Source organism: Massilia sp. Mn16-1_5 (assembly GCF_004798585.1).
Lineage (GTDB): Bacteria > Pseudomonadota > Gammaproteobacteria > Burkholderiales > Burkholderiaceae_D > Telluria.
On the sequence record NZ_PPXQ01000016.1, the window covers coordinates 26,693 to 48,837 of the forward strand.

22 protein-coding genes are annotated in these 22,145 nt (G+C 58.2%); 18 read left to right on the forward strand and 4 right to left on the reverse strand.

Annotated elements, in window-relative coordinates; translation table 11 throughout:
• Positions 1–52 precede the first annotated feature (52 nt).
• A complete protein-coding gene (gene tssK / locus C2862_RS18715) occupies positions 53–1,393 on the forward strand; it encodes a type VI secretion system baseplate subunit TssK (protein ID WP_136221656.1) in 1,341 nt (446 codons plus the stop codon).
• Positions 1,394–1,491: 98 nt separating this feature from the next.
• On the opposite strand, the gene C2862_RS18720 is transcribed toward tssK, so the two are convergent.
• Positions 1,492–1,827, reverse strand: coding sequence for a hypothetical protein (locus tag C2862_RS18720; protein ID WP_136221657.1), 336 nt, complete (start codon positions 1,825–1,827; stop codon positions 1,492–1,494).
• Positions 1,828–2,078: 251 nt separating this feature from the next.
• Here C2862_RS18720 and C2862_RS18725 point away from each other — a divergent pair, with 251 nt between their 5' ends.
• From C2862_RS18725 to C2862_RS18765, 9 genes are all read left to right on the forward strand, one after another.
• On the forward strand, positions 2,079–2,342 hold the full coding sequence (locus C2862_RS18725; protein ID WP_136221658.1) for a PAAR domain-containing protein: 264 nt from the start codon (positions 2,079–2,081) through the stop codon (positions 2,340–2,342).
• Between the two features lie 644 nt (positions 2,343–2,986).
• On the forward strand, positions 2,987–5,545 hold the full coding sequence (locus tag C2862_RS18730) for a type VI secretion system Vgr family protein (RefSeq protein WP_136221659.1): 2,559 nt from the start codon (positions 2,987–2,989) through the stop codon (positions 5,543–5,545).
• Between the two features lie 3 nt (positions 5,546–5,548).
• Positions 5,549–6,553 carry a DUF4123 domain-containing protein gene (locus C2862_RS18735; RefSeq protein ID WP_229467512.1) on the forward strand — a complete coding sequence of 335 codons (1,005 nt, stop codon included), beginning with the start codon at positions 5,549–5,551 and terminating at the stop codon, positions 6,551–6,553.
• Between the two features lie 37 nt (positions 6,554–6,590).
• The gene (locus tag C2862_RS18740) at positions 6,591–9,512 is read left to right on the forward strand and encodes a T6SS effector BTH_I2691 family protein (RefSeq protein ID WP_136221660.1); all 2,922 of its coding nucleotides are present in this window, start codon (positions 6,591–6,593) and stop codon (positions 9,510–9,512) included.
• Entirely contained in the window at positions 9,509–10,246 is a 738-nt protein-coding gene (locus C2862_RS18745) for a putative type VI secretion system effector (RefSeq protein ID WP_136221661.1), read from the forward strand. Before C2862_RS18740 ends, C2862_RS18745 begins: the two co-directional genes overlap by 4 nt.
• Positions 10,247–10,376: 130 nt before the next feature.
• Positions 10,377–11,027 carry a putative type VI secretion system effector gene (locus tag C2862_RS18750; RefSeq protein ID WP_229467513.1) on the forward strand — a complete coding sequence of 217 codons (651 nt, stop codon included), beginning with the start codon at positions 10,377–10,379 and terminating at the stop codon, positions 11,025–11,027.
• 108 nt (positions 11,028–11,135) lie between these two features.
• Complete coding sequence (locus C2862_RS18755) at positions 11,136–11,387, forward strand: PAAR domain-containing protein (protein ID WP_136221663.1); 252 nt, start codon at positions 11,136–11,138, stop codon at positions 11,385–11,387.
• Between the two features lie 162 nt (positions 11,388–11,549).
• The gene (locus tag C2862_RS18760; RefSeq protein ID WP_136221664.1) at positions 11,550–11,789 is read left to right on the forward strand and encodes a hypothetical protein; all 240 of its coding nucleotides are present in this window, start codon (positions 11,550–11,552) and stop codon (positions 11,787–11,789) included.
• Positions 11,790–11,872: 83 nt separating this feature from the next.
• The gene (locus C2862_RS18765) at positions 11,873–12,289 is read left to right on the forward strand and encodes a hypothetical protein (protein ID WP_136221665.1); all 417 of its coding nucleotides are present in this window, start codon (positions 11,873–11,875) and stop codon (positions 12,287–12,289) included.
• Between the two features lie 70 nt (positions 12,290–12,359).
• Here C2862_RS18765 and glmS read toward each other — a convergent pair whose 3' ends face one another.
• Positions 12,360–14,189 (reverse strand): glutamine--fructose-6-phosphate transaminase (isomerizing), encoded by a 1,830-nt coding sequence (glmS, locus tag C2862_RS18770; protein WP_136221666.1) that lies wholly within the window; start codon positions 14,187–14,189, stop codon positions 12,360–12,362.
• A 157-nt stretch (positions 14,190–14,346) separates the two neighbouring features.
• Here glmS and C2862_RS18775 point away from each other — a divergent pair, with 157 nt between their 5' ends.
• The gene (locus tag C2862_RS18775) at positions 14,347–14,817 is read left to right on the forward strand and encodes an Lrp/AsnC family transcriptional regulator (protein WP_136221667.1); all 471 of its coding nucleotides are present in this window, start codon (positions 14,347–14,349) and stop codon (positions 14,815–14,817) included.
• A gap of 114 nt (positions 14,818–14,931) precedes the next feature.
• On the opposite strand, the gene glmU is transcribed toward C2862_RS18775, so the two are convergent.
• On the reverse strand, positions 14,932–16,308 hold the full coding sequence (gene glmU / locus C2862_RS18780; RefSeq protein ID WP_136221668.1) for a bifunctional UDP-N-acetylglucosamine diphosphorylase/glucosamine-1-phosphate N-acetyltransferase GlmU: 1,377 nt from the start codon (positions 16,306–16,308) through the stop codon (positions 14,932–14,934).
• On the opposite strand from glmU, the gene C2862_RS18785 reads away from it, so the two are divergent.
• The 7 genes from C2862_RS18785 (at position 16,210) to C2862_RS18815 (ending at position 21,762) form a co-directional block, all read left to right on the forward strand.
• Positions 16,210–17,232: a DUF6279 family lipoprotein gene (locus tag C2862_RS18785; RefSeq protein ID WP_307723558.1), complete on the forward strand. Its 1,023-nt coding sequence runs from the start codon at positions 16,210–16,212 to the stop codon at positions 17,230–17,232. The genes glmU and C2862_RS18785 overlap by 99 nt on opposite strands.
• Positions 17,233–17,252: 20 nt before the next feature.
• Positions 17,253–17,900 (forward strand): 16S rRNA (guanine(966)-N(2))-methyltransferase RsmD, encoded by a 648-nt coding sequence (gene rsmD / locus C2862_RS18790; RefSeq protein ID WP_136221670.1) that lies wholly within the window; start codon positions 17,253–17,255, stop codon positions 17,898–17,900.
• A 112-nt stretch (positions 17,901–18,012) separates the two neighbouring features.
• On the forward strand, positions 18,013–18,510 hold the full coding sequence (gene coaD / locus C2862_RS18795; protein WP_136221671.1) for a pantetheine-phosphate adenylyltransferase: 498 nt from the start codon (positions 18,013–18,015) through the stop codon (positions 18,508–18,510).
• Between the two features lie 31 nt (positions 18,511–18,541).
• Entirely contained in the window at positions 18,542–18,802 is a 261-nt protein-coding gene (locus tag C2862_RS18800; RefSeq protein ID WP_136221672.1) for a YfhL family 4Fe-4S dicluster ferredoxin, read from the forward strand.
• Positions 18,803–18,863: 61 nt separating this feature from the next.
• A complete protein-coding gene (locus C2862_RS18805) occupies positions 18,864–19,400 on the forward strand; it encodes a DUF1003 domain-containing protein (protein WP_168710110.1) in 537 nt (178 codons plus the stop codon).
• A gap of 146 nt (positions 19,401–19,546) precedes the next feature.
• Positions 19,547–21,151: a methyl-accepting chemotaxis protein gene (locus C2862_RS25925; protein ID WP_136221674.1), complete on the forward strand. Its 1,605-nt coding sequence runs from the start codon at positions 19,547–19,549 to the stop codon at positions 21,149–21,151.
• A gap of 20 nt (positions 21,152–21,171) precedes the next feature.
• Entirely contained in the window at positions 21,172–21,762 is a 591-nt protein-coding gene (locus C2862_RS18815) for a chalcone isomerase family protein (protein WP_136221675.1), read from the forward strand.
• A gap of 76 nt (positions 21,763–21,838) precedes the next feature.
• Here C2862_RS18815 and C2862_RS18820 read toward each other — a convergent pair whose 3' ends face one another.
• Complete coding sequence (locus C2862_RS18820; RefSeq protein WP_168710111.1) at positions 21,839–22,012, reverse strand: hypothetical protein; 174 nt, start codon at positions 22,010–22,012, stop codon at positions 21,839–21,841.
• Between the last annotated feature and the right edge of the window lie 133 nt (positions 22,013–22,145).

Consider the following 22,145-nt stretch of genomic DNA (forward strand, 5'->3'; position numbering starts at 1 on the left):
CTGTTTCCGTTGGCAAAGACGGGCTCAACAACAACGACAGGACGACAGGGACATGACGAGCAAAGTACTCTGGGGCGAAGGCTTGTTGCTGCGCCCCCAGCATTTCCAGCGCCAGGACCAGTACCACGAGCATTGCCTCCATAAGGGGATCAAGGCGGTGCACCCGTATGCCTGGGGCGTGGAGCGCTTGCAGGTCGACCGCGAGGCGCTGGCGAACAACGTGTTGCGCATCCTCGACCTGGCGCTGCGCTTCCAGGATGGCGAATTGGTCGACGCCCCGACCCTGGACGCGCTGCCGGAGACCATCGATTTGAGCCTGCTGCAGCAATCCCAGCAGACGGTCACCTATTACGCCGCGCTGCCCAGCCTGAAACCATTTACCGGCAATTTCGTCACGCCTGGCCAACCCGCCAACACGGCGCGTTTCATCCAGGCGAACCAGGAAACGGCGGATTTATATACGCAGGCGGCGCCGGTGCAACTGGCCTACCTGCAAAAGTCGGTGCGCCTGCTGCCGGACTCCGAGCCGCGCGACGCTTATGTGCATTTCCCCCTGCTGCGCCTGCGCCGCGCGGCCGTCGGCGGCTTCGAGCTCGACCCGGGTTTTGTTGCGCCCAGCCTGACGCTGGCCGCTGCCGCCCCGCTGTTCCAGCAACTGCGGCGCCTGCTTGACGCGCTGCAGGCCAAGGTCAGCGCCCTGTATGGCCACCACCGCGAGCCGAGCCGCAACGTGATCGAATTCCGCTCCGGCGACATGTCCTCGTTCTGGCTGCTGCACACGGCCAGCTCCGCCTACGCCACGCTGACCCACCATTTTCATCATCCGAGCCTGCATCCGGAACGTCTGTACGAGCAATTGCTGGATGTAGCCGGGGGCCTGATGACCTTCTCGAAAAGCTGGACCCTGGCAGATCTGCCGCCCTACCAGCACGCCGACCCGGGCCCGGCTTTTACGAAACTGCACACCATCATCCGCGAACTGCTCGACACCGTGATCTCGTCGAAATACTTCGCGATCGCCCTGAGCGAAGTCCGGCCCTCGTACCACATCGGCGCCCTCGATTCCGGCAAGATCGACGACAAGACCACCTTTTATATCGCCGTCTCCGCCGATATCCCGGCTGTGCAGCTGGTCGACGTCGTGCCCCTGCGTTTTAAAGTCGGCGCGCCGGACGATGTCGAGAAATTCGTGCTCTCGGCGCTACCGGGCGTGCGCCTGCAATACACGCCACAACCGCCGGCGGCGCTCGCCGTGCGGCCCGACACCTGTTATTTCATGCTCGAATCGAAAGGGCAGATGTACGAGCGCATGCTCAAGGCGCAATCGATGTCGATTTACGTGCCGGCGGGGTTGAAGGAACTGAAATTGGAATTGCTGGCTGTGGCGGCGTGAACGCAGGTTGAACAGGAAACGATGCATACGAGATGAATTACTTGGTCTTCGTATGCATCATCCGTGGGCTGATAGCAGAACCGAAACCGGCAGAAATATTATTCGGACGTCTTCGTTAACTGTTGCCCATCTACGATCATCTTCCACACCTCGCCATCTTGGTAGGGAGGCTTACTGACAACGAATGTGGTCGCCATCGCTCCGAGACCTACATCAAAATCATTTCCCTTGAAACCCTGAAGTGGAGCGTCAATCGAGGTTGTCTGACCACCTTTGAGGCGTTTGTATTTAACAGAGCCGTCTTGCGTAATCATCAGATACATCGTTTTGTCCTGCCATTCGCCGACATATGCTGACTTTTCAGGAGGAACAGGCTTTCCGCAGGCGGTCAGGGCTGCAAATGCGCCTAAAAGAACTAATTTGTAGAGTTTCATTCTCACTCCGAATGATGATTGATATCTCGCTGCCATTGTCGCGAGCTTGGATAAAGGCTGGCCACTCGTTGTTTCCATCCTCTAACTCTTATCGATCTAACCGTGAAGGCTAAATGATTTTCACAAGATAACCTGAGCCAATAAAGGAAATTTTGCGAGATGTCATTGCGGCTCTGAACACATATTATTAAATGCATCCTTAATTTAATAACGCTACTGGCTCGTATTTCTTTTTCATTAGGAGTTGAAATATGTCTGGCCCCTTGATCGTCCTCGGCGACAAAACCTCCCACGGCGGCGCCGTCATCCAGGCCTCGCCCCATAGCGACAGCGGCGGCGTCCCTATCGCCCGCATTGGCGACAAGACTGTCTGTCCGAAACACGGCCCGAACCCGATCGTCAACGGAGACTCGTCCCTGATCATCGACGGCAAACCGGCGGCCCGCCATGGCGACAAGACCGCCTGCGGCGCCTCCTTGATCGCCAGCCAGCAAGCCACCATCGATAACATCTGACCCATGACCACGACCACCGTGTCGCCGCCGCGCCCGCTGCCCGGCTGGCTGGAAAATACCTGCTGGCTTTGTAGTGACAGGCGAAATAACGATGCCGCTTAAAAAGCGGCATCGTTATTTCTGCCCGCAAGCCCTGTGTGCCCCCTTAAGTGCCAAACACTCCGGATAATTTTTTCTATTCATGTGCACTACTGATAATTTCACCGGTGATTTGAGTCAGATTGCATCGTCGGTTTCCAATAATAATCGGCCTAAAACACTCTTGTCTGCCCCTAGGTGCCTGCCTTATCAGAAAAAAGCTGCTGGAGACCACGCTCTTCAGCGCGCACTGTCGTGCCATGATCAGTTAGCTTCGAATATCGGAAAGCTGTAACCATTTCCTGTATGACGACAGCAATCTATCAAACAACCGCCGACTGTAGCGTAGTTAGCACAGCAGGCCAACACTCTCTCAGGGTTCGCCTAGGTTGCCGACCATAGTTTGCGCAATCTCATGCTATTACCCAGCAAAGCTCGCGATCATGTTTTGAGGAAATAGTCAAGTTTGCCTACTCTGGCCCAACGGTTAAGGCTTCAAACCATAGGGTCTTTTCAAAATCCGGGCATTCAATTACCAATGTGTGTAATGATTACGAAGAGGCGGAATGGGAACGCAAGACTTAATCCGTGCCATCACAAGCAATCTGTTACAGAGTGACCGGTTAATAACACTGGACACAACTCTAGATCCAAACACGTTAGTGCCACAGCGGGTAGTGGGCCACTCGCGACTGGGTCGCCACTTCGAGTTCACTGTGGATGTGGTGTCCATCTTGGACAACATCGAGCTCAAAACCCTGATCGCGCAGCCAGTGACGTTGTGGATACAGCAGTCCGACAAGTCGTACCAACCCCACAACGGTTATGTGCATACGGCGCGAAGGCTGGGATCCGACGGTGGTCTGACGACTTATCAACTTAGCTTTGCATCCTGGATGCACTTCCTGAAGTTCCGACGCGACCAACGTATCTGGCAAGACCGGACTGCTGACGACATCATCACGGACGTCTTCAACGCGCATCCCCAAGCTCAGAGCTTATTCCGGTTTGCGCTATCAAAACCGTTACCTTCCCGCTCATACTGCCGGCAGGACGAGGACGACTGGAATTTTGTTCACCGGTTACTCGAGTCCGAAGGGCTTTTCGGCTTTTGGCGGCAGGCCCAGGATGGCAAATCACACACGTTGGTGATCACTGACCATCTCGACAGACTCGACGCGCTGTCACCCAACACGGTTTCGTTCTATCGCGGTGACTCAGGCAGCGAAACGGACGCGCTGGTGCAATGGTCGGGGACCCGCACGCTGCAAAGCACGATGTTGACAACTCGCACTTTTGACTACAAGAACCCGTCGACATCTCATAACCCGAAAGGCACAAGTGCGCCGACGATGGCAAATCAGGGCGCATTGCCGAATCAGGCAGAGGTGTACGAATACACCGGGGCATACACATATGCAAAGCAGGATCGGGGCGATCAGCTCTCCAGGATTCGAATTGAGGAATGGGAGTCACGGGCTAAACGGTTCTTCGGCGTAGGCAGCGTGCGCAGAATCGACGCGGGACGGCGCTTCGTCCTGGACGGGCACCCGGACCATGATCAGGATCAGACGGGCCAGAAAGAATTCGCAGTGATCGAAACGGTCTGGGTGATCGCGAACAACCTGCCAATGGTCGGTCATCGATCGGCGTTCCGCCACACCTTGCAAGACACCATCGATGAAATGCGTGCGCGGCATGACAGCGATGCGAAATCCACCGTTTCTCAAATAAATGGCACGGAAGGCTTCTACCTTACGGAGATCGAAGCGCAGCGTACCAGCGTTCCATATCACAGCCCGTTCGAACACCGAAAACCAGCAACTCACCTGGAATCCGCGATTGTGGTGGGTCCAGAAGGCGCGGAGGTCTACACGGACGAGCTGAACCGAATCAAGGTGCGGCACATCTGGGACCGTCTTAATGACGGTGACGAAAAGGCCTCATGCTGGGTGCGGGTGGCGCAGGCGGATACAGGAAGTGGCTATGGCGCGGTGCACATGCCGCGGGTAGGGGAAGAGGTCCTCATCGATTACATCGGCGGGGACTGTGACCGGCCGGTGGTGACTTCGCGCTTGTATAACAACGCAGCGACGCCTCAGTGGCATTCAAACGGACTGCTATCGGGGTACCGATCGAAGGAGTATAGCGGTAACGGTTATAACCAGCTCGTGATGGACGACTCGACTTCGCAAAGCCGGGTCCATTTGTATTCCAGCAGTTTCCAGTCGCATTTACATTTGGGATACCTAGTCGAGCAGTCCGGTAACTCGCGCGGGGCATTTTCAGGCAATGGTTTCGATCTTAAATCGGACGCTTACGGCGCCATTCGTGCCGGACACGGGTTGTTCATCTCGACACATTCGCCAGCAGTCAACCAGCCGCTAAACGTCACAGCCGCGACCGAGCAGTTGGCGAGCGCAGAAAGCGTGTTCGAACTGGCTTCCCAATCGAGTGCTTCGAATCAGGCCGAAAGTTTGGCCGAGGGACAGGATGCGCTGAAAAAATTCACGGATGCAACGCAGTTCAACGTGACGGGGAGCGCAGCAACTGGCGGGCAAACAGGCGGCGGCGGGAGCGGCAATGCGAACGGCTTCTCAACGCCCATCATGTTGATTGCGAGTCCCGCTGGCGTTGGCATATCGACACAGGATTCAGCCCAGCTCACTGCGAATCAGCAGATCAATATCGTAAGCGGCAAGAACACGCAGGTAGCCGCCGGCAAATCTCTTATCGCAAGCGTCATGGAAAAGATCAGCCTGTTCGCGCAGAACGCCGGTGTGAAACTGTTTGCCGCAAAAGGAAAGGTTGAAATCCAGGCACAGGGAGATGCGATGGCCCTGTCCGCACTGAAGGACGTGACGATCACAACCTCCGGCGGAAAACTTGTGCTCTCCGCCGACAAGGAAATTTGGATCGGTGCCGGTGGCTCATACATCCGTATAACACCCGAAAAGATCGAGAACGGCACGTCGGGGCAGATTCTGGAGAAGTGCGCATCCTGGGACAAGCTGGGGGCATCGTCAATGCACCTGCCCGCGCAGCTCACCAGCGTTACCAATGGATGTTCGTGGAAAACCGCGGCAGCGTCCGCTGACAGCGCGTCAAGCGTCGTACTGGAGTAATTCATGGAATATCCGGAAACCGGAGAACCCTCGCATCCCGAGAGACCGCCCACGTCGCCCACGATGGACGAAGACGCACAAATCAAATCATTCAACGCCACCCTGACGGGGTGGTTCAGCCGGCATAAAGACATGCGCTGTTTCCTTGCCGTTGACCCAAGTCAGAGAGATTTGACCAGTGACGATGTGGATGCCAAGGCGCCGTTTGCCAACCTGGCTCGAGCTGACGTACTCATCCATCATGATGCATTTCCCGAGGCGCACCGTCCGTATCTTCTGGAACTGGATCTGTCGACGCCCGAAGGCATTGAGGCGCTGGCGCTGAGTGTCCGCGTTGCGTTTGAAGACCGGCGCCCGGAATCCATGGCTGAGGGTCTGGGACAGCGGGTCGGTGGCTGGTTAGCGAGCTCCGCTTCGCTCGACGAAGTCGCCGCGCACTGGTCCCGTCTCGTGCTTCAACGCGATGACAGCGGGCGGGCCTGCGTGCTGCGTTTCTACGACTCACGTGCCCTGGCGTTGCTCTGGACCGTCCTGTCGCCAGCGCAGCAGCAAGCCATGCTCGGACCAGTGAGAGCGTGGCACGTCCTCGATGCGGGTGGTAGACCGAGCGTCCACTTAGCGTCCTCTGACGCGCGTACGGACTTCATGTTGTCAGCCGCACAGTGGCAGGAAATTCAGCGGCACGGTTTCATCAATCGGGCACTTGCGCTGCACGCACAGGCGTGTGGCCGACAACCAGAGCCCAACGAAATCGAGGTGGCTGTTGCTGCGGCTGCGCGGGCCGAGCGACACGGGTTGATCGACCGGAACGACAGGCTCGTGTTTATCGGCCATGCGCTCGCGTGGCACCCGCAATTCGATTCGCATCCGAGGGTGCTGCAGCTGTTGGGCCGTAGGGCACGGGACGATTTTTATACCTGTGAAATCGAACAGCTGTCGGCCAACGAGATCGACGAAATCCGCCAGGGATCCTGGCATCAGCGTCTGGGTGCTTCGGCTTCCCGGTAGGCACACGTGCGAATCGAATCCAATACGGCGACAACGTATGACAACGAATGACCAGAAATGCATAAACTGCGAAAAAACCGGCCTACCGATCCTGCCCGTGCGCTATTCGGTGCTACCCAAGAACGTAAAAGCAGTGATGCCCGCGGGGATCAGCGGCGGGCGGGTGACGGATGTTGCGCTCGATGCACACCATTACGGGCTGCGCACGCTACGCGAGGGCTGGGTCTATCTCTTCTACGAAGTTGGTCCGCGCGGCACTCGATATTGGGAAGCGTACAAGGTAACGTCGGACGGACGCCTTTGGAAGCAGACATTGCCCCTGCCCCGCGCGCCGATCACCCATCCGGCATGTGCACAACGCGCGATTGCATTCCCGATGGATGTGCTTGCGATCGAACGACCGGAAAAGTGCACTGGCCGTGTCTTTGCGGCGTTTTCAGAGCACGCCTGGCATAAGGAGGTCTTCGATCGATATGCATCAGATAACACACTGATGCAGGCCCGAATGCAGTTCATCGAACCATCGAAGTGGATCACTAGCGGCACGGACGCCAACGGACATGCAATCGTCGCGACGACGCAGGCGATTGACGACGTCATCGAGTACATGCCCGGTTTCGACCCGAAACTGCTGGACCTTCCCGATGACAAGCAGTCCTTCAGCGACGAAAAGGGGATCTACAAGGACGACTGGCTGAAGCGCGAGGTGACGCGCTACCCCACCTATATCAGGCAGGCCTCGCCGGCCTCGGCGAGTCAGGCGCTCGTGAAGCTGATGAAGCAGATTGGCACGAAGGGCCAAGGTTCCGGCGGCGGCGATTCGAACCATCCGCCGATGATGCTTGCCCTATGGGACAGCATCGGCAATGTACATGAGCTGAACGGCTTCCGTGGCGATCCGGCTTCGTGGTTCGATCGATACGTCACACAGGAGCGCCCGCTGCAGGTCGGCGCGCTCCAGGGCATCGATGCCGCCCATGCCATTGTCCAGTCGCGTACCGATCAGGATTTGCAGAGCCGGGAGGCGATGGCGCAGCAAGCACATGCCATGAGCCCGCTTGGCCAGCCGGAGGCGCAGAGCGCACTTGCGGCACAGCGCGCCCGCGCCTTGGCGAGCGCCGCCGCGGGGAGGGCCGCACAGATCAATGCCTACTATGACGACATGAGCTGGATGGCTGCCAACAATGTTCCCGCCAGCTACCAGCGCAGGCTTGTCCAGTTGGCGGAATCGACTTCGGCCGCCAGCGCAAACTCGAGAATGCTTTATACCGGTGCCGAGCGCGATCAGCTCATGAGCGGTGCGCGGGCCTACGCACAAGCTCAACCCGGCGCGCATGACCGGAACCTTGCTGCAATGCGGAGTTATAACTGGTCAAAGTACGAGGCAAGACTCAAGCGTCAGGATGTTGAGAATTTCCGAAAGAAGTATAAGGCGCTTCAATCCGCAGTCTTCGATCTGCAAGAGTCACGCAGTGCCGATGTCGGCAAATGGCTACAGGCGAAATTGTTTCTCGATACGCTTGAGGATTACCAGTCGACGGATCTGGTTGATGCCGCCGCATTCGAGCTGGTGATCAGCGACGGGCTAGCAGGCATTGGCTCCACGCCGAAGGGCAAAGCGATCCTCGATGCGCTCGTTACACAATGGGACCCTGCCCAGCCGGGAAGCTTGGTCTGGCGCGTCGTTGCGATGAACCAGAAGGACGCGCGCCAGGAGCTTGGACAACTGCTGAAAACTGCTCTGGCAAAGAAGGACATGCCACTGGAGTCGGGGCAGGGCCAAACGAGCACGGAGCACAGCCCTGGCGTCGCTGCGGTGATCTCTGCTTCCGGAATGATCGGCAAGCTCAACGGTTACTACAAGAACCTTGCAAAATTGGCGCTCGAAAGTGATCCGAAGAAGATTACACCGCTTGGAGCACTGCTTAAACGCCTTGAAGTGGACCGCTTCGGACTCACGGTCGGCGATGCAATCTTCTCCAAATTCCGTATTAACCAGCTTGGCGATTTTGTCGGGGAGAAAATTGTCCAGACCGTCCTGCTTCAGCGTGCTGGCGTTTCTTATTCCGATTCCATGGCACTGGTTCGTCAGCAGGCCAAGCTGGAAATGCTAAGCCGCCAGGAGATGATCGAACGTTTATTAAAGGCCCGGTCGCTGTTGCGCACAGGTGCGCCGGCCAATGCGCCCAGAGCGACGCAGGCGCTGTATGACGTATGGAACGCAATGGAATCGACCGACGACGGCGTAAAAGCGTTGAGATCAAGCCGAATAGCGGTAGTTGCTGCCCTGCTGGAGGCGGTCAATTTCTACAAGCTCATAACGGGTGCGCCGGACCGGGATACCAGGAACAAATTGATGCAGTCGGGTGCATCAATGCTGTCGTCGCTGATCACGATCACGATGACGCCATATTACGGAGCGCTGAAAAATTCCATTCGTTCACAGAGCTGGAAACTGGTGGGTAGTGGGCTGAGCAGTTTCGGTACATTCATCTCTACCTGGATAGACGCGGAGAAGGCACGTGATGCTTTTTACAACAACAAAATTGATGTGTTAGCAATCTATACCGGAAAAACGATCGTAAATGGGGCAGCGGGCGTGGCAATTTTGATTGACGCAACAAGTACCGCAGCACCTTTACTTAAAAAATTAGCGAAACGGTACGGGACGGTTGCCATCATCGAAGCCGTAGAAATAGCTACCACGCGAGTGATCGCCTTGGCTGCATTGCGGATTGTCGGCATGCTGGTGGGCTGGGAAGCAACGATAGGGCTGCTTGTGCTTCAGGCGATGGCAGACTGGCTCACGCCAGACGAACTGGAAAGCTGGTGTTCACGATGTGCTTTTGGAACCGGGCAAGAGACAACATTCCGTATCACGGATCACAGTGTTGCACGCTATACGGACCCTTCCCAGCAGGAGAAGGATTTTGTTAATGCCATGACCAAACTCTCATGAAAAAACAAGAACCGAACAATTCAGTGGTATTGCTCCGAGGAGCGATCTCTGGACTTAACCGATCGCGCCGCAGCCACGACTTCGTGCTGACCGAAGTTCAACATCAGCAGGTCGGCCTCACCGCGATAGCGGCCTCTGCCATGGGTATGGGTGCGACGGGCATTGGTCTGATCGGCATGGCAGGAAATGCCGATGAAGAAGCTGACTGGATCGAGTTCGAACTCGACGGCAAGCAGGTGAAGGGCTGGCTCTGGATGATGCCCATGCGCAACGGAGACCCCGTCGAAGTTGTGGCGGAGCCGACGGGAAACAATCATTATGTGGCGTACGCAGTCAAGCGCGACGGCGATGACCTGCTTGCCGTGTATCCGCATGCCACAGCCGGGAGAAAGGTGCATTACCGTAAATCGATAAAGACGTGGATGTGGTGCTCCACTCTTGCATGTTTGATTCCTATATTGTTCATTGTGATGCCAGTAGGATTAGAAAGTTTGCTCAATCCGGTTATGCAGCGCGGTTTACTAATTGGGTTCGCTATTTGGGCCGTATTTTCCGCAGTGATAGGGTTCAGAGTGGCTCGAAAATTTATGGGTTTCGTTCGGATCGCAGAACTCATTTTCCAGACGTTTGGCTGGCCAGATGTAGAAAACATCGATCTGCGTCAAACGTCAAAGGAGAATCGTCGAGAAAACAAAATGTCCAATTTTGGCAACCTTTATTTTCGCTACAAATAGCCCTGCTTTTAAATAAGAATTTGCCGATGCAGCCAGAGCATTCATGAGGAGCCAGGAACCGAACAATTCAATGGTATTGCTCCGAGGAGGGATCTCGGGACTTATCCGATCGCGCCGTAGCCACGACTTCGTGCTGACCGAAGTTCAACATCAGCAGGTCGGCGTCACCGCATTAGCGGCCTCGGCCATGGGTATGGGTGCGACAGGCATTGGCCTGATCGGCATGGCCGGAAATGCCGACGAAGAAGCTGACTGGGTCGAGTTCGAACTGGACGGCAAGCAGGTGAAGGGTTGGCTTTGGATGATGCCCATGCGTAATGGAGACACCGTTGAGGTTGTTGCAGAGCCAACGGGAAAAGATCATTACGTCGCGTATGCAGTCAAGCGCCACGGCGATGACCTGCTTGCCGTGTATCCTCATGCCACAGCCGGGAGAAAAGTGCATTACCGTAAATCGGTAAAGACCTGGATGTGGTGCTCCTTTCTTGCGTACTTGTTCCCTGCATTTTTCTTTGTGGTGCACGAAGGATTGGGGTCTTTGCTTCATACGGATACGCAGCTCTTTTTTCTGACTACGTTCTCTTTTTGGATCGCGATTTCTGCAGTAATAGCGTTCAGGGTTTCTCGAAAACTCATGGTCTTCGTCAGAATCGCAGAGCTCATTTTCAAGACGTTTGGTTGGCCAGATGTAGAAAACATCGATCTGCGACAAACATCAAAGGAAAATCGTCGAGAAAACAAGCTATCCAATTTTGGCAACCTGTATTTCCGCTACAAGTAGCGTTGTTCTTCACAATGAGAAGTGCCATGGATATACGCATGTCTTTAAAATGGGTACAGCCCCAACTGAACAACGCCAGCAATAGTTCTGCACGAGAACATTAAGATCATGATCAATCTCATACGCCTTGGCGACGACACCGATCACGGTGGCAAAGTCACTACTGCCTCGTCAACGATGCGTTTCGACAGCCGTTTTGTGGCACGGAAGGGCGATGAGGTATCGTGCCCGCAGCATCCCGGCGTGAAGCCAAACGTGATTGTGGAAGGCGATGAGTCGCTAACCGACAACGGACTTCCGATTGCTCGGCACGGGCATTGTGCCACCTGCGGTTGTCACCTGATTTCGAGTCTGGTGTAGGTGGTGCTAACCGCTGGGTACCTTCATTGCGGCTCGTGGTACTCAGAGTGCAGCACCTGAGCTCTAACGCGGCATACTGTTCCAATGCTCAAGCATGATAGTTGGGCGTAGTCGGACGTAAGGGCCATTGCCGCCGACACCGACCACCGCAGCAGCCGGACGTTGGAACTGATGGGACTGGCCTCGTCTGCGCTGCCCGAGCTCGACGCCACGGCGGACGTCCTGTGCAGCGGCGTTGCCCTGGGCAGCTGCGGCGCCGTACCTTTCCTGTGTGCGCTCGCGCTGGCGCGGCATGCGGCGCTCGCCAACAATGCGCCGGTTCTCTTCCTCAGCAACGACGACCCGTTTACTTGCTGCATGGCCGTGGTCGGCCCGCCGCCGGCGCCAGTTCAGCCTGCCTGAATACGACGCCGCCTGCATGGCGTCATGTATCGCGATAAATGGCTACCATCGATCCCATGGTTCATTACGCCAAGGAGATCGTTATGGCTGGAAACAAGCAATATGACGCAGGAACGAACAGAGCCGGTGTCGACACGCGCGGTCCGGATTCCTTGTCCGGCAGGTCCGATCCCGCGAATGCGGACACGGGCCAACGCCAGCAGGATGCCGGCCACTACACGGGTGCCTCGCAACAAAAGGAAAAGGGTGACCGCGACGGCGGCATCGTCAGCGCGCCGCCGGAAAGCAATGTCGGGCCGGCCGGGGCGGCACAGAGCGACCGCGCCGCGAATGCCGCAGCCCAGCAGCGCATGACGGCGGCCGCGGCCGGCGGCAGGCCGGGTACGTCGGACACCGGCAACAATGCAGACCAATCGGTCGATGCCGGCGTCAGCGGCACCAGTGTCGACGAGCTGGCCAAGCAGACGCCGGACAAGCCGGGCGGGGCCGACTCGCGCTGATGGCATTCCGGGCGATGGAGCAATAAAAAACCCGGGCAGTCCCGGGTTCCTTTTTGTCGCGCCGTATGTCTTATTCCACCGTCACCGACTTCGCCAGATTGCGCGGCTTGTCGACGTCGGTCCCACGTGCCAGCGCCGTGTGATAGGCCAGCAGCTGCAGCGCCGCCACGTGCAGGATCGGGGACAGTTCGCCGTAGTGTTCCGGCAGGCGGATCACGTGCAGGCCTTCACCCGAGGTGATGCGCGAGTCGACGTCGGCGAATACGTAGAGCTGGCCGCCGCGGGCGCGCACTTCCTGCATGTTCGATTTGAGCTTTTCCAGCAGCGCGTCGTTCGGGGCGATCGTCACCACCGGCATCTCTTCGGTCACCAGCGCCAGCGGGCCGTGCTTCAGTTCGCCCGCCGGATAGGCTTCGGCGTGGATGTACGAGATTTCCTTCAGTTTCAGCGCGCCTTCCAGGGCGATCGGATAGTGCATGCCGCGGCCCAGGAACAGGGCGTTTTCTTTACGAGCGAATTCTTCGGCCCAGGCGATGATCTGCGGTTCCAGCGCCAGCACCGAGGCAATCGCGACCGGCAGGTGGCGCATCTGTTTCAGGTGTTCGGCTTCTTCCTCGTCGGTCAGGCGGCCGTTGACTTGCGCCAGCGTCAGGGTCAGCAGGAACAGGGCGGCCAGCTGGGTCGTGAATGCCTTGGTGGAGGCGACGCCGACTTCGACGCCGGCGCGGGTGATGTAGGCCAGTTCGCATTCGCGCACCATGGCGCTGGTCGAGACGTTGCAGATGGTCAGCGTGTACGGCATGCCCAGGCTACGCGCGTGCTTCAGGGCGGCCAGGGTGTCGGCGGTCTCTCCCGATTGCGAGATGGTGACGACCAGGGTTTTCGGGTGCGGCACGCTGTCCCGATAGCGGTATTCGCTGGCGATCTCGACGTTGACCGGCAGCTTGGCGATGCATTCGATCCAGTACTTGGCGGTGAGGCCGGCATAGTAGCTGGTGCCGCAGGCCAGGATCAGGACGCGGTCGATGTCTTTAAAAATCTGGTAAGCCTTGTCGCCGAACAGTTCCGGCATGATGCCGGTGACGCCCTCGAGGGTGTCGCCGATCACGCGCGGCTGCTCGAAGATTTCCTTTTGCATGTAGTGGCGGTATGGGCCCAGCTCGGCCGCGCCGGTATGGGCGTGCACGGTTTTGACTTCGCGCTCGACCGGTTTACCTTCGCTGTCGACGATCCAGTAGCGCGACAGTTGCAGGTCGACGACGTCGCCTTCTTCCAAATAAATGATCTGGTTCGTGGTGCCGGCCAGCGCCATGGCGTCGGAGGCAACGAAGTTCTCGCCTTCGCCCACACCCAGGATCAGCGGCGAACCCTGGCGCGCGGCGACGACGCGGTGCGGTTCTTCGCGCGAGAACACGGCGATCGCATAGGCGCCGTGCAGGCGTTTCACGGCTTGCTGGACGGTATCGAACAAATCGCCGTTGTACATGTGGTCGACCAGGTGGGCGATGACTTCGGTGTCGGTCTGGCTGGTGAATTCGTAGCCGAATCCCTTGAGTTCGCTACGCAGTTCATCGTGGTTTTCGATGATGCCGTTGTGCACCAGTGCGATACGCGCCGTTTCTTCGTTCGGCGAGAAGTGCGGGTGCGCGTTGTGCGAAGCCGGGGCGCCGTGGGTGGCCCAGCGGGTGTGGGCGATCCCCGTAAAACCTTGCAGGCCGGTGCCCTGGATCTGCGTTTCGAGGTCGGCCACGCGCGAGGTGCTACGCGAACGGGCCAGGCGGCCTTCGACGTGCAGGGCGACGCCGCAGGAATCGTAGCCGCGGTATTCGAGGCGTTTCAGGCCCTCGATCAGGATAGGGGTGATGTTACGTTGAGCTACTGCGCCGACGATACCGCACATGAACAGACCTCGTATAAAAAATTAGCAATGAAGGATATCCTACGGCAATGCGTATGAAATATGCTTTCAGAGCGCGCCATTTTTTGATATAAAATTTCACGACTCAGGAAAGATGAAACATTCTTTCATTTATCGTTAAAACTTTACTGAAAATTTCATGCCTACCGACGCTGCTTTGGATGAACTTGATCGTCGCATCCTGAACGCCCTGCAAACTGATGCATCGCAGACAAATGCGGAGCTGGCGGAACAAGTTCACGTGTCTCCGCCTACTTGCCTGCGCCGCGTCAAGCAGCTCACCGAGAATGGTGTTATCGCACGGCAAGTTGCGATTGTCGATCCCGAGAAGGTCGGGGCGCGCCTGACCGCCATCGTCGAGATCACGCTGGACGTGCAAGCGGCCGAACGCATGGCGGAATTCGAGAAACTGGCGGCGCGCGAAGAAGCCGTGATGCAGTGCTACCGCGTCGCGCCGGGGCCGGATTTCGTGCTAATCATCCAGGTGGCCGACATGCCGGCCTACCACGCGCTGGCGCACCGGCTGTTTGCTACCCACGCCAACGTACGTAACGTGAAGGCATATTTCTCCACGTTTAGAAGCAAGTTCGACACCCGGATTGCCGTCTAAAAAACTGTGGATAATCCTGTGCAGAAGGCTGTGCAATCACAGCGGATATCCCCTGCATAAGCGGGTGGATATCCCTGTGATTTGATGGTCGATAAGCCTTGTAAAACCGGTGGATTACTTCGGCTTTTTCACTGGACGGGTCCAGCCGTCGATGGTCATCTGCTTGGGACGGGAAATCGTCAGCTTGCCGGCCGGCGCATCCTTGGTCAGCGTGGTACCGGCGCCCAAGGTCGCACCTTTGCCGACCGTCACCGGCGCTACCAGCTGGCTGTCGCTGCCGATAAAAGCGTCGTCCTCGATCACCGTGCGGAACTTATTGGCGCCATCGTAATTACACGTGATGGTGCCGGCGCCGATGTTCACGCGCGAGCCGACCGTGGCGTCGCCGACATAGGCCAGGTGGTTCGCCTTGCTGTGCGCCGCCACCTGGCTGTTTTTGACTTCGACGAAGTTGCCGATGTGGACATCTTCACCCAGTTCGGTACCGGGGCGCAGGCGCGCATACGGACCGATCTGCGACGCCGCGCCGACGACGGCGTCTTCGATATGCGTAAACGGTTTGATGTGGGCGCCGGCGCCCACTTTCGCATTCACCAGCACGCAGTGCGGACCGACTTTCACGCCATCGGCCAGTTCCACGCGGCCCTCGAACACGCAGCCGACATCGATCACGACATCGCGTCCACAGATCAGTTCGCCGCGCACGTCGAGGCGGGCCGGATCCATCAGCGTAATTCCCTTTTCCAGCAGGGCATTGGCGATGTTCAGTTGGTGGCGGCGCTCGAGCTCGGCCAATTGCACCTTGCTGTTCACGCCCGCCACTTCCCATTCGCCGGCAGGAGAAGCCGAGACCACTTCGACGCCGTCGGCGACCGCCTGCGACACGATGTCGGTGAGGTAATACTCGCCTTGCGCATTGTTGTTCGACAGCGCCGCCAGCCAGCGTTTCAGGTGGCGGGTCGGAATCGCCATGATGCCGCTGTTGATTTCGCGGATCGCGCGCTCGGCCTCATTTGCATCCTTTTCTTCGACGATGCGCACGATGCGCCCGTTTTCGCGCACGATGCGGCCCAGACCGAAAGGATTGCCCTGCTCGACGGTGAGGATGCCGAGCTTGTCGCTACCGGCGGCCTCGACCAGGCGGCGCAGCGAATCGCCCGTTGTCAGGGGCACGTCGCCGTACAGCACCAGGGTCGGCACGTTCTCGTCGAGTTGCGGCACGGCCTGCATCACGGCGTGGCCGGTGCCGAGCTGCGGCTGCTGCAGCGCTGTGTCGATTGGCGCTTCGCCATCCTGGGCCAATTTTCCCACCATCTCCGGCACCGCTGCGCCCCCGTGTCCGTAAATCACGCATAATTTACTCGGCCGCAGGAGGCGGGCGGTATCGATGACATGCTGCAGCAGCGGCTTTCCCGCCAGCGGATGCAACACTTTAGGCAGCGCGGACTGCATGCGCTTTCCCATGCCGGCGGCAAGGATGACAACGTTCATAAGCCGTATTCAAGAAGAGTTAATAAGATGAAAAAGTTTAGCACGCATGACCCCTTGTTCCAGCGCACGCGTGGATTGTTCCTTGTTGTCTTACTGGCATTACTGACCGCCTGCAGCACGATCCGCTTCAGCTATAACCATGGCGACACCCTACTGTACTGGTGGCTGGACGCCTATGTCGACTTTGAAGGCGATCAGTCCGATTGGGTCAAACGCGACATCAGCGAACTGTTTCAATGGCACCGCAAAACCCAGCTTCACGATTACGCCGCCCTGCTCGGCACTTTTCAGCGCCAGCTGGCCGGCAATCCGACCCAGCAGGATTTATTGAACGATTACCGCGACATCCGCAGCCGCACCGAAACCCTGGCCATGAAGGCCGTCCCCGACATGGTCGACCTGGCCCGTTCGCTCACCCCGGACCAGATCGAGCAGATGGAAAAGCGTTTTAACAAGAAAAACGACGAATACCGCCGCAAGTTCGTCAGCGGCAGCGTCGAAAAGCGCAACGAGGCGCGCTTCGACAAATCGATGGAACAGTTCAAATTGTGGTTCGGCGGTTTCAGCAACGAACAGGAAAAGGCGCTGCGCCGCGCTTCGGATGCGCGTCCGCTCGACAACAATATCTGGCTCGAGGAACGCATTTATCGGCAGCGCAAGATCCTGGCCTTGGCACGCAAGATTCAGGCGGAAAAGCCGAGCAAGGAACAGACCAACACGATGATCACGGCACTCATCCGCGAGTTTTTCACACGCATGGACGCGCCGGAACGCAAAGGTTTTTATGACAGCTATATCAATGCGACCTCGAACTATATCCTGACCGCGATCCGGATTGCCACACCGGCCCAGAAAGCCCATGCGCAGAAGCGCATGCAGGGCTGGATCGATGATTTCAACGCCCTGGCCAAAGAGGCGAAATAAGCTCTGGTATAGTGCGCGCCATGCAGAAAAGTAAATCGCAAGGAGCGCACGGCCGCCCCCGTCTCGCCCCGCAACAGGTACGCATCATCGGTGGCGAATGGAAACGGCGCCTGCTGCCGGTGCTCGACGCCCTCGGCCTGCGCCCAACGCCCGACCGTGTCCGCGAAACCGTTTTTAATTGGCTGCACCACCAGGTCGGCGGAGATTGGGAGCAGGTCGATTGCCTCGATCTGTTCGCCGGCAGCGGCGCCCTCGGCTTCGAGGCGGCCAGCCGCGGCGCCCGTGCCGTGACGATGCTCGATTTCAATGCAGCGGCCACGCGCCAGCTGGAAGCGAACAAGGACACGTTAAAAGCCACGAACGTCAACGTCCTGCGCGGCGACGCTTTTGCGGTGGCGCGTGACATGGCGGCGCGCGGCCAGCGTTTCGATGTCATTTTCCTCGATCCGCCATATCAACAGGATTTCGTGGCGAAAGCGCTGCCCCTGTGCACCGATCTGTTGAAAGAAGACGGCCTGGTGTATGTGGAAGCGGAATACGCGCTGGCACAGGAAGAGGACACGCCCGACTGGCTGTTACCCTGGGAGCAAATCCGCGCCGATAAAGCCGGCATGGTCTACTACCACTTGCTCAAGCTTAAAGATAACTTGCACGAAAACAAGGCTTAAACGACTTAAATTTGCTCAATTTGCGGGCAAAGAAGGCCCCATGCTGGGGCAACTGCCGGATTTTCAGGCATAATGCGCGTTCCAATACAGGTGTTTCTTACAGGGAGCCGCAATGGTAGTAGCCGTTTATCCAGGTACCTTCGATCCGTTGACACGCGGCCATGAAGATCTGGTCCGCCGGGCATCGGGTCTGTTCGACACGCTCGTCGTCGGCGTAGCCGACAGCAAGAACAAGAAGCCCTTCTTCTCGCTCGAGGAGCGCCTGGAGATCGCGAATGAGGTGCTGGGCCATTACCCGAACGTGAAGGTCGAGAGTTTTTCCGGCCTGTTGAAGGATTTCGTGCGCCAGCACGATGCCCGCGTGATCGTGCGCGGCCTGCGCGCCGTCTCCGACTTCGAGTACGAATTCCAGATGGCCGGCATGAACCGCTACCTGCTGCCTGACGTCGAAACCTTGTTTTTGACCCCATCGGATCAATATCAATTCATCTCCGGCACCATCGTGCGCGAGATCGCGATGCTGGGCGGCGATGTCTCGAAATTCGTTTTCCCTTCGGTCGACCGCTGGCTGCAAAAGAAAATTGCATCCATGAATCTGCCGAAAGCCTGATCGGCTTTTAATTTATTAAAGCAGTAACACCATGGCCTTACTGATTACCGACGATTGCATCAATTGCGACGTGTGCGAGCCCGAGTGCCCGAACGACGCCATTTCGATGGGCGCGGAGATTTACGAGATCGACCCGCATAAATGCACGGAATGCGTCGGCCACTTCGACGAACCCCAGTGCCAGGCCCTGTGCCCGGTCGCCTGCATTCCGTTCAACCCGGCCTGGCGCGAAACGCGCGAAGAATTGATGGCCAAGTACGAACGCCTGACGGCCGCCAAGAACCCTGCTTGATTCCACGGCCGGGGCAATGCACCCGGGCGCGGGTCCTTGTTTGCCCATGCTATGCTCGGCCATGGCTAGCGCGGACGATTCCCCCAACGGCGGCACCCTGCCGCCAACCATCGACGAAAACATCGGCACCATTGCCGAGTATTGCGAACGCAATCAGGAAAAGGCGACGCCGGCCCAGAAAATCGTCGAACGCATCAGCCTGTTCCTCGGCAGTCCCGGCTATTTCGCCGTCAATGCCTGCTTCATCGTCTGCTGGATCGCCTGGAATTCGCTGGCGCCCGTCTTCGACTGGACCGAGCTGGATGAACCACCCTTTTTCTGGCTGCAGGGTTTTGTCTCGCTCAACGCTTTTATTATTTCCACCACCGTGTTGATCCGTCAGAACCGGATGTCGAAACTGGCGGAGCGCAATGCCCACCTGGATCTGCAAATCAGCCTGCTGTCGGATGAAAAAACCAGCAAGATCATCGCCATGCTGGAAGAGATCCGCAGAGAGTCCCCGAACCTCGCCGATAAGCCCGACGCAAAAGCCGAGGAATTGGCGCAGCCGGCCGACACCACCAGCGTCCTGGAAGCCATCGACCGCAAAACGCATTAACTCCCGCCTGATTAGTTTCCCGTTGTTTTGTGCCGTTGCAGCATTGAAATAGTCATTTTGTCTTGATTTTCGACAAGATTTTAGTGCTATATTGATATTGCTGTTTTAGCACGACCATTCTTTTTCGACGAGAAACGGGAAGTACTGTGAACATCAATAACTTGCGCATCGGCCAGCGCCTGGCGATCGGCTTCGGCATCGTCATTTCCCTGCTGGTGTTATTGGCGGGCCTGTCCTATACGCGCCTGGCCAGCCTGAACGACGAAATGGCTGCCCTGATCCACCTGCGCTATGCGAATACGGTCAGCGCGAACGCGATCAAGGCCGACGTCAACGAAGCCACGCGCGGCATGCTCAGCGTGCTGGTGATGAGCGACCCGGACCAGGTACGCAAGGAACTCGAGAACGCGAGCCAGAAAAGCAACAAGGCCAGCGCCGCCGTGGCCGAACTGGCGCGCAGCACCAGCGAGCCCGAGGGCGCCAAGATCCTGGGGTCGTTGGCGACGATCCAGGCCAAATTCCTGCCGGCCCAGCAAGCTTTTACCAAACTCGTGCTGGAAGACCGCAAGGACGAGGCCATGGTGAAATTCATGTTTTCGCTGCGGCCCCAGCAAACCAAGTATTTCGAGCAGCTGGATCGCTACATCGCTTACCAGAATGCCGCGATGACGGCCGCCGGCGAGCAAACCAGCCAGGTCACACGCCGCACCCAATTGCTGGTCTTGATCCTGGCGGCGGTAGCTGGTGCCATCTCTCTGGGCGTGGCCTGGCTGGCGACGCGCAGCATCGTGCGGCCGCTGCGCCATGTCGTCAAAATCGCGCGCCGCGTGGCCGACGGCGATCTCACCAGCGAGATCCGCATCGAGACCGAGGACGAAACCGGGCAGATGATGCGCGCCCTGCGCCACATGAACGACAGCCTGCAGCGCATCGTGGCCGACGTGCGCGTCAGCACCGAAGCGATGGCGTCCAGTTCGAGCCAGATTGCCAGCGGCAACATCGACCTGTCCACGCGCACCGAACAGCAAGCCGCTTCGCTCGGCCACACGGCAGATTCGATGCGCAGCTTGACCGATACCGTCCATCAAAACGCTGACAATGCGCGCCAGGCAAATTCCCTCGCCGCCCAAGCCTCGACTGTCGCCGCGCGCGGCGGGGAGGTCGTGGAGCAGGTGGTCGATACCATGGGCTCGATCAACAAATCCTCGCAGCGCATCGTCGACATCATCGGCGTCATCGATGGGATTGCTTTCCAGACCAATATCCTGGCCCTGAACGCCGCGGTCGAGGCCGCGCGCGCGGGCGAGCAGGGACGCGGTTTTGCCGTCGTCGCCGCCGAAGTGCGCAGCCTGGCGCAGCGCTCGGCGGCGGCGGCGAAAGAGATCAAAGTCCTGATCGGCGACTCGAGCGACAAGGTCAAAGAGGGCAGCCTGCTGGTCGAGCAGGCCGGCGCCACCATGCGCGAGGTCGTCGACAGCGTACGCCGCGTCACCGACATCATGGCCGAGATCACGGCCGCCAGCCTTGAACAGAGCGCGGGCATCGCCCAGGTCAGCCGGAATGTCGTCGAGATGGACCAGGGCACCCAGGAAAACGCCGCCCTGGTCGAAGAGGCGGCGGCCGCGGCGGCCTCGATGCAGGAACAGGCCGCGCAGCTGGCGCGCGCGGTCAGCATTTTTAAATTGGCAGCGCCAAGCCTGGCGAACGACACGCTGCAACGCCTGCCGGCGCCAGCTGCAGCAAACACATAATAAGGACCAACGGAGACAGCATGACCCTCATCAACTACACCAAAACCATCCTGGCCTGCGCCGCCCTGGCAGCCGCCTGCGGCGCCCAGGCTGCCGTCGACGTCAACGGCATCAAGTTCGACGACACCAATAAAGTCGGCGGCAAGGAATTGAAACTCAACGGCGCCGGCATGCGCACCAAGCTCGTCATCAAGGTGTATGCCGCCGGACTGTATCTGCCGGAGAAGAAGTCGAACGTGGCCGACATCCTGAAACTCGAGGGTCCACGCCGCGTCACCCTGGTGATGGCGCGCGACATCCCGGCCGAAGACCTCGGTAAAGCTTTTATGGACGGCATCAACGAGAACCTGGATAAAACCGAAAAAGCGAAGATCGTCGGCCAGCTCGGCAAGTTCGGCGAAATGTTCGCGGCCGTCGACGACATCAAGAAGGGCGACGTGATGCACATGGACTGGATCCCGGGCACCGGCACCGTATGCGAACTGAACGGCAAGCGCATCGGCGAAGCCGCCTCGGACCTGAATTTTTATAATGCCGTGCTGCGCATCTGGCTCGGAGACAAGCCGGTCGACCGTTCGCTGAAGCCGGCCCTGCTGGGCGAGGCGCGTTAAACGTCTTATTTAATAAAAACAAAAACGCGGCGTCGGGAAACCGGACGCCGCGTTTTTTTATTCGGCTGCTGAAATCTTAAGCGGTGCGCTGGCGACGCGGCGTGCGTGGACGCACGGTCAGGACCAGGGCGCGCACCAGGCCGGAGAGCAGGGGACGGAAAAACATCAGCAGGCTGGCCACCAGCGACAGCACGAGCACGCCACGCACGAGGTCGGCGACCGACAGCAGCGGGAAGGAGATTACGGTCACAGCGTCAGCAAAAGACATGATGATTGACTACGGTATGTTGTTTTTTAGAACTATAGTGCAATGCAGCATATAAATCTAATTTCGTTTTCTGATGTGCCTTATATTGATCATGAATGAAATGGGGTACACTTTG

What these genes read in the sequence shown, in the direction of transcription:
- rsmD (WP_136221670.1), top strand. Translation starts at nt 17,253, where the DNA reads ATGCAGAAAAGTAAATCGCAAGGAGCGCACGGCCGCCCCCGTCTCGCC.
- C2862_RS18755 (WP_136221663.1), top strand. Translation starts at nt 11,136, where the DNA reads ATGATCAATCTCATACGCCTTGGCGACGACACCGATCACGGTGGCAAA.
- C2862_RS18765 (WP_136221665.1), top strand. Translation starts at nt 11,873, where the DNA reads ATGGCTGGAAACAAGCAATATGACGCAGGAACGAACAGAGCCGGTGTC.
- C2862_RS18725 (WP_136221658.1), top strand. Translation starts at nt 2,079, where the DNA reads ATGTCTGGCCCCTTGATCGTCCTCGGCGACAAAACCTCCCACGGCGGC.
- glmS (WP_136221666.1), bottom strand. Translation starts at nt 14,189, where the DNA reads ATGTGCGGTATCGTCGGCGCAGTAGCTCAACGTAACATCACCCCTATC.
- C2862_RS18775 (WP_136221667.1), top strand. Translation starts at nt 14,347, where the DNA reads ATGCCTACCGACGCTGCTTTGGATGAACTTGATCGTCGCATCCTGAAC.
- C2862_RS18805 (WP_168710110.1), top strand. Translation starts at nt 18,864, where the DNA reads ATGGCTAGCGCGGACGATTCCCCCAACGGCGGCACCCTGCCGCCAACC.
- glmU (WP_136221668.1), bottom strand. Translation starts at nt 16,308, where the DNA reads ATGAACGTTGTCATCCTTGCCGCCGGCATGGGAAAGCGCATGCAGTCC.
- C2862_RS18800 (WP_136221672.1), top strand. Translation starts at nt 18,542, where the DNA reads ATGGCCTTACTGATTACCGACGATTGCATCAATTGCGACGTGTGCGAG.
- C2862_RS18730 (WP_136221659.1), top strand. Translation starts at nt 2,987, where the DNA reads ATGGGAACGCAAGACTTAATCCGTGCCATCACAAGCAATCTGTTACAG.
- tssK (WP_136221656.1), top strand. Translation starts at nt 53, where the DNA reads ATGACGAGCAAAGTACTCTGGGGCGAAGGCTTGTTGCTGCGCCCCCAG.
- C2862_RS18815 (WP_136221675.1), top strand. Translation starts at nt 21,172, where the DNA reads ATGACCCTCATCAACTACACCAAAACCATCCTGGCCTGCGCCGCCCTG.
- C2862_RS18785 (WP_307723558.1), top strand. Translation starts at nt 16,210, where the DNA reads ATGCTGCAGCAGCGGCTTTCCCGCCAGCGGATGCAACACTTTAGGCAG.
- C2862_RS18745 (WP_136221661.1), top strand. Translation starts at nt 9,509, where the DNA reads ATGAAAAAACAAGAACCGAACAATTCAGTGGTATTGCTCCGAGGAGCG.
- coaD (WP_136221671.1), top strand. Translation starts at nt 18,013, where the DNA reads ATGGTAGTAGCCGTTTATCCAGGTACCTTCGATCCGTTGACACGCGGC.
- C2862_RS18720 (WP_136221657.1), bottom strand. Translation starts at nt 1,827, where the DNA reads ATGAAACTCTACAAATTAGTTCTTTTAGGCGCATTTGCAGCCCTGACC.
- C2862_RS18735 (WP_229467512.1), top strand. Translation starts at nt 5,549, where the DNA reads ATGGAATATCCGGAAACCGGAGAACCCTCGCATCCCGAGAGACCGCCC.
- C2862_RS18740 (WP_136221660.1), top strand. Translation starts at nt 6,591, where the DNA reads ATGACAACGAATGACCAGAAATGCATAAACTGCGAAAAAACCGGCCTA.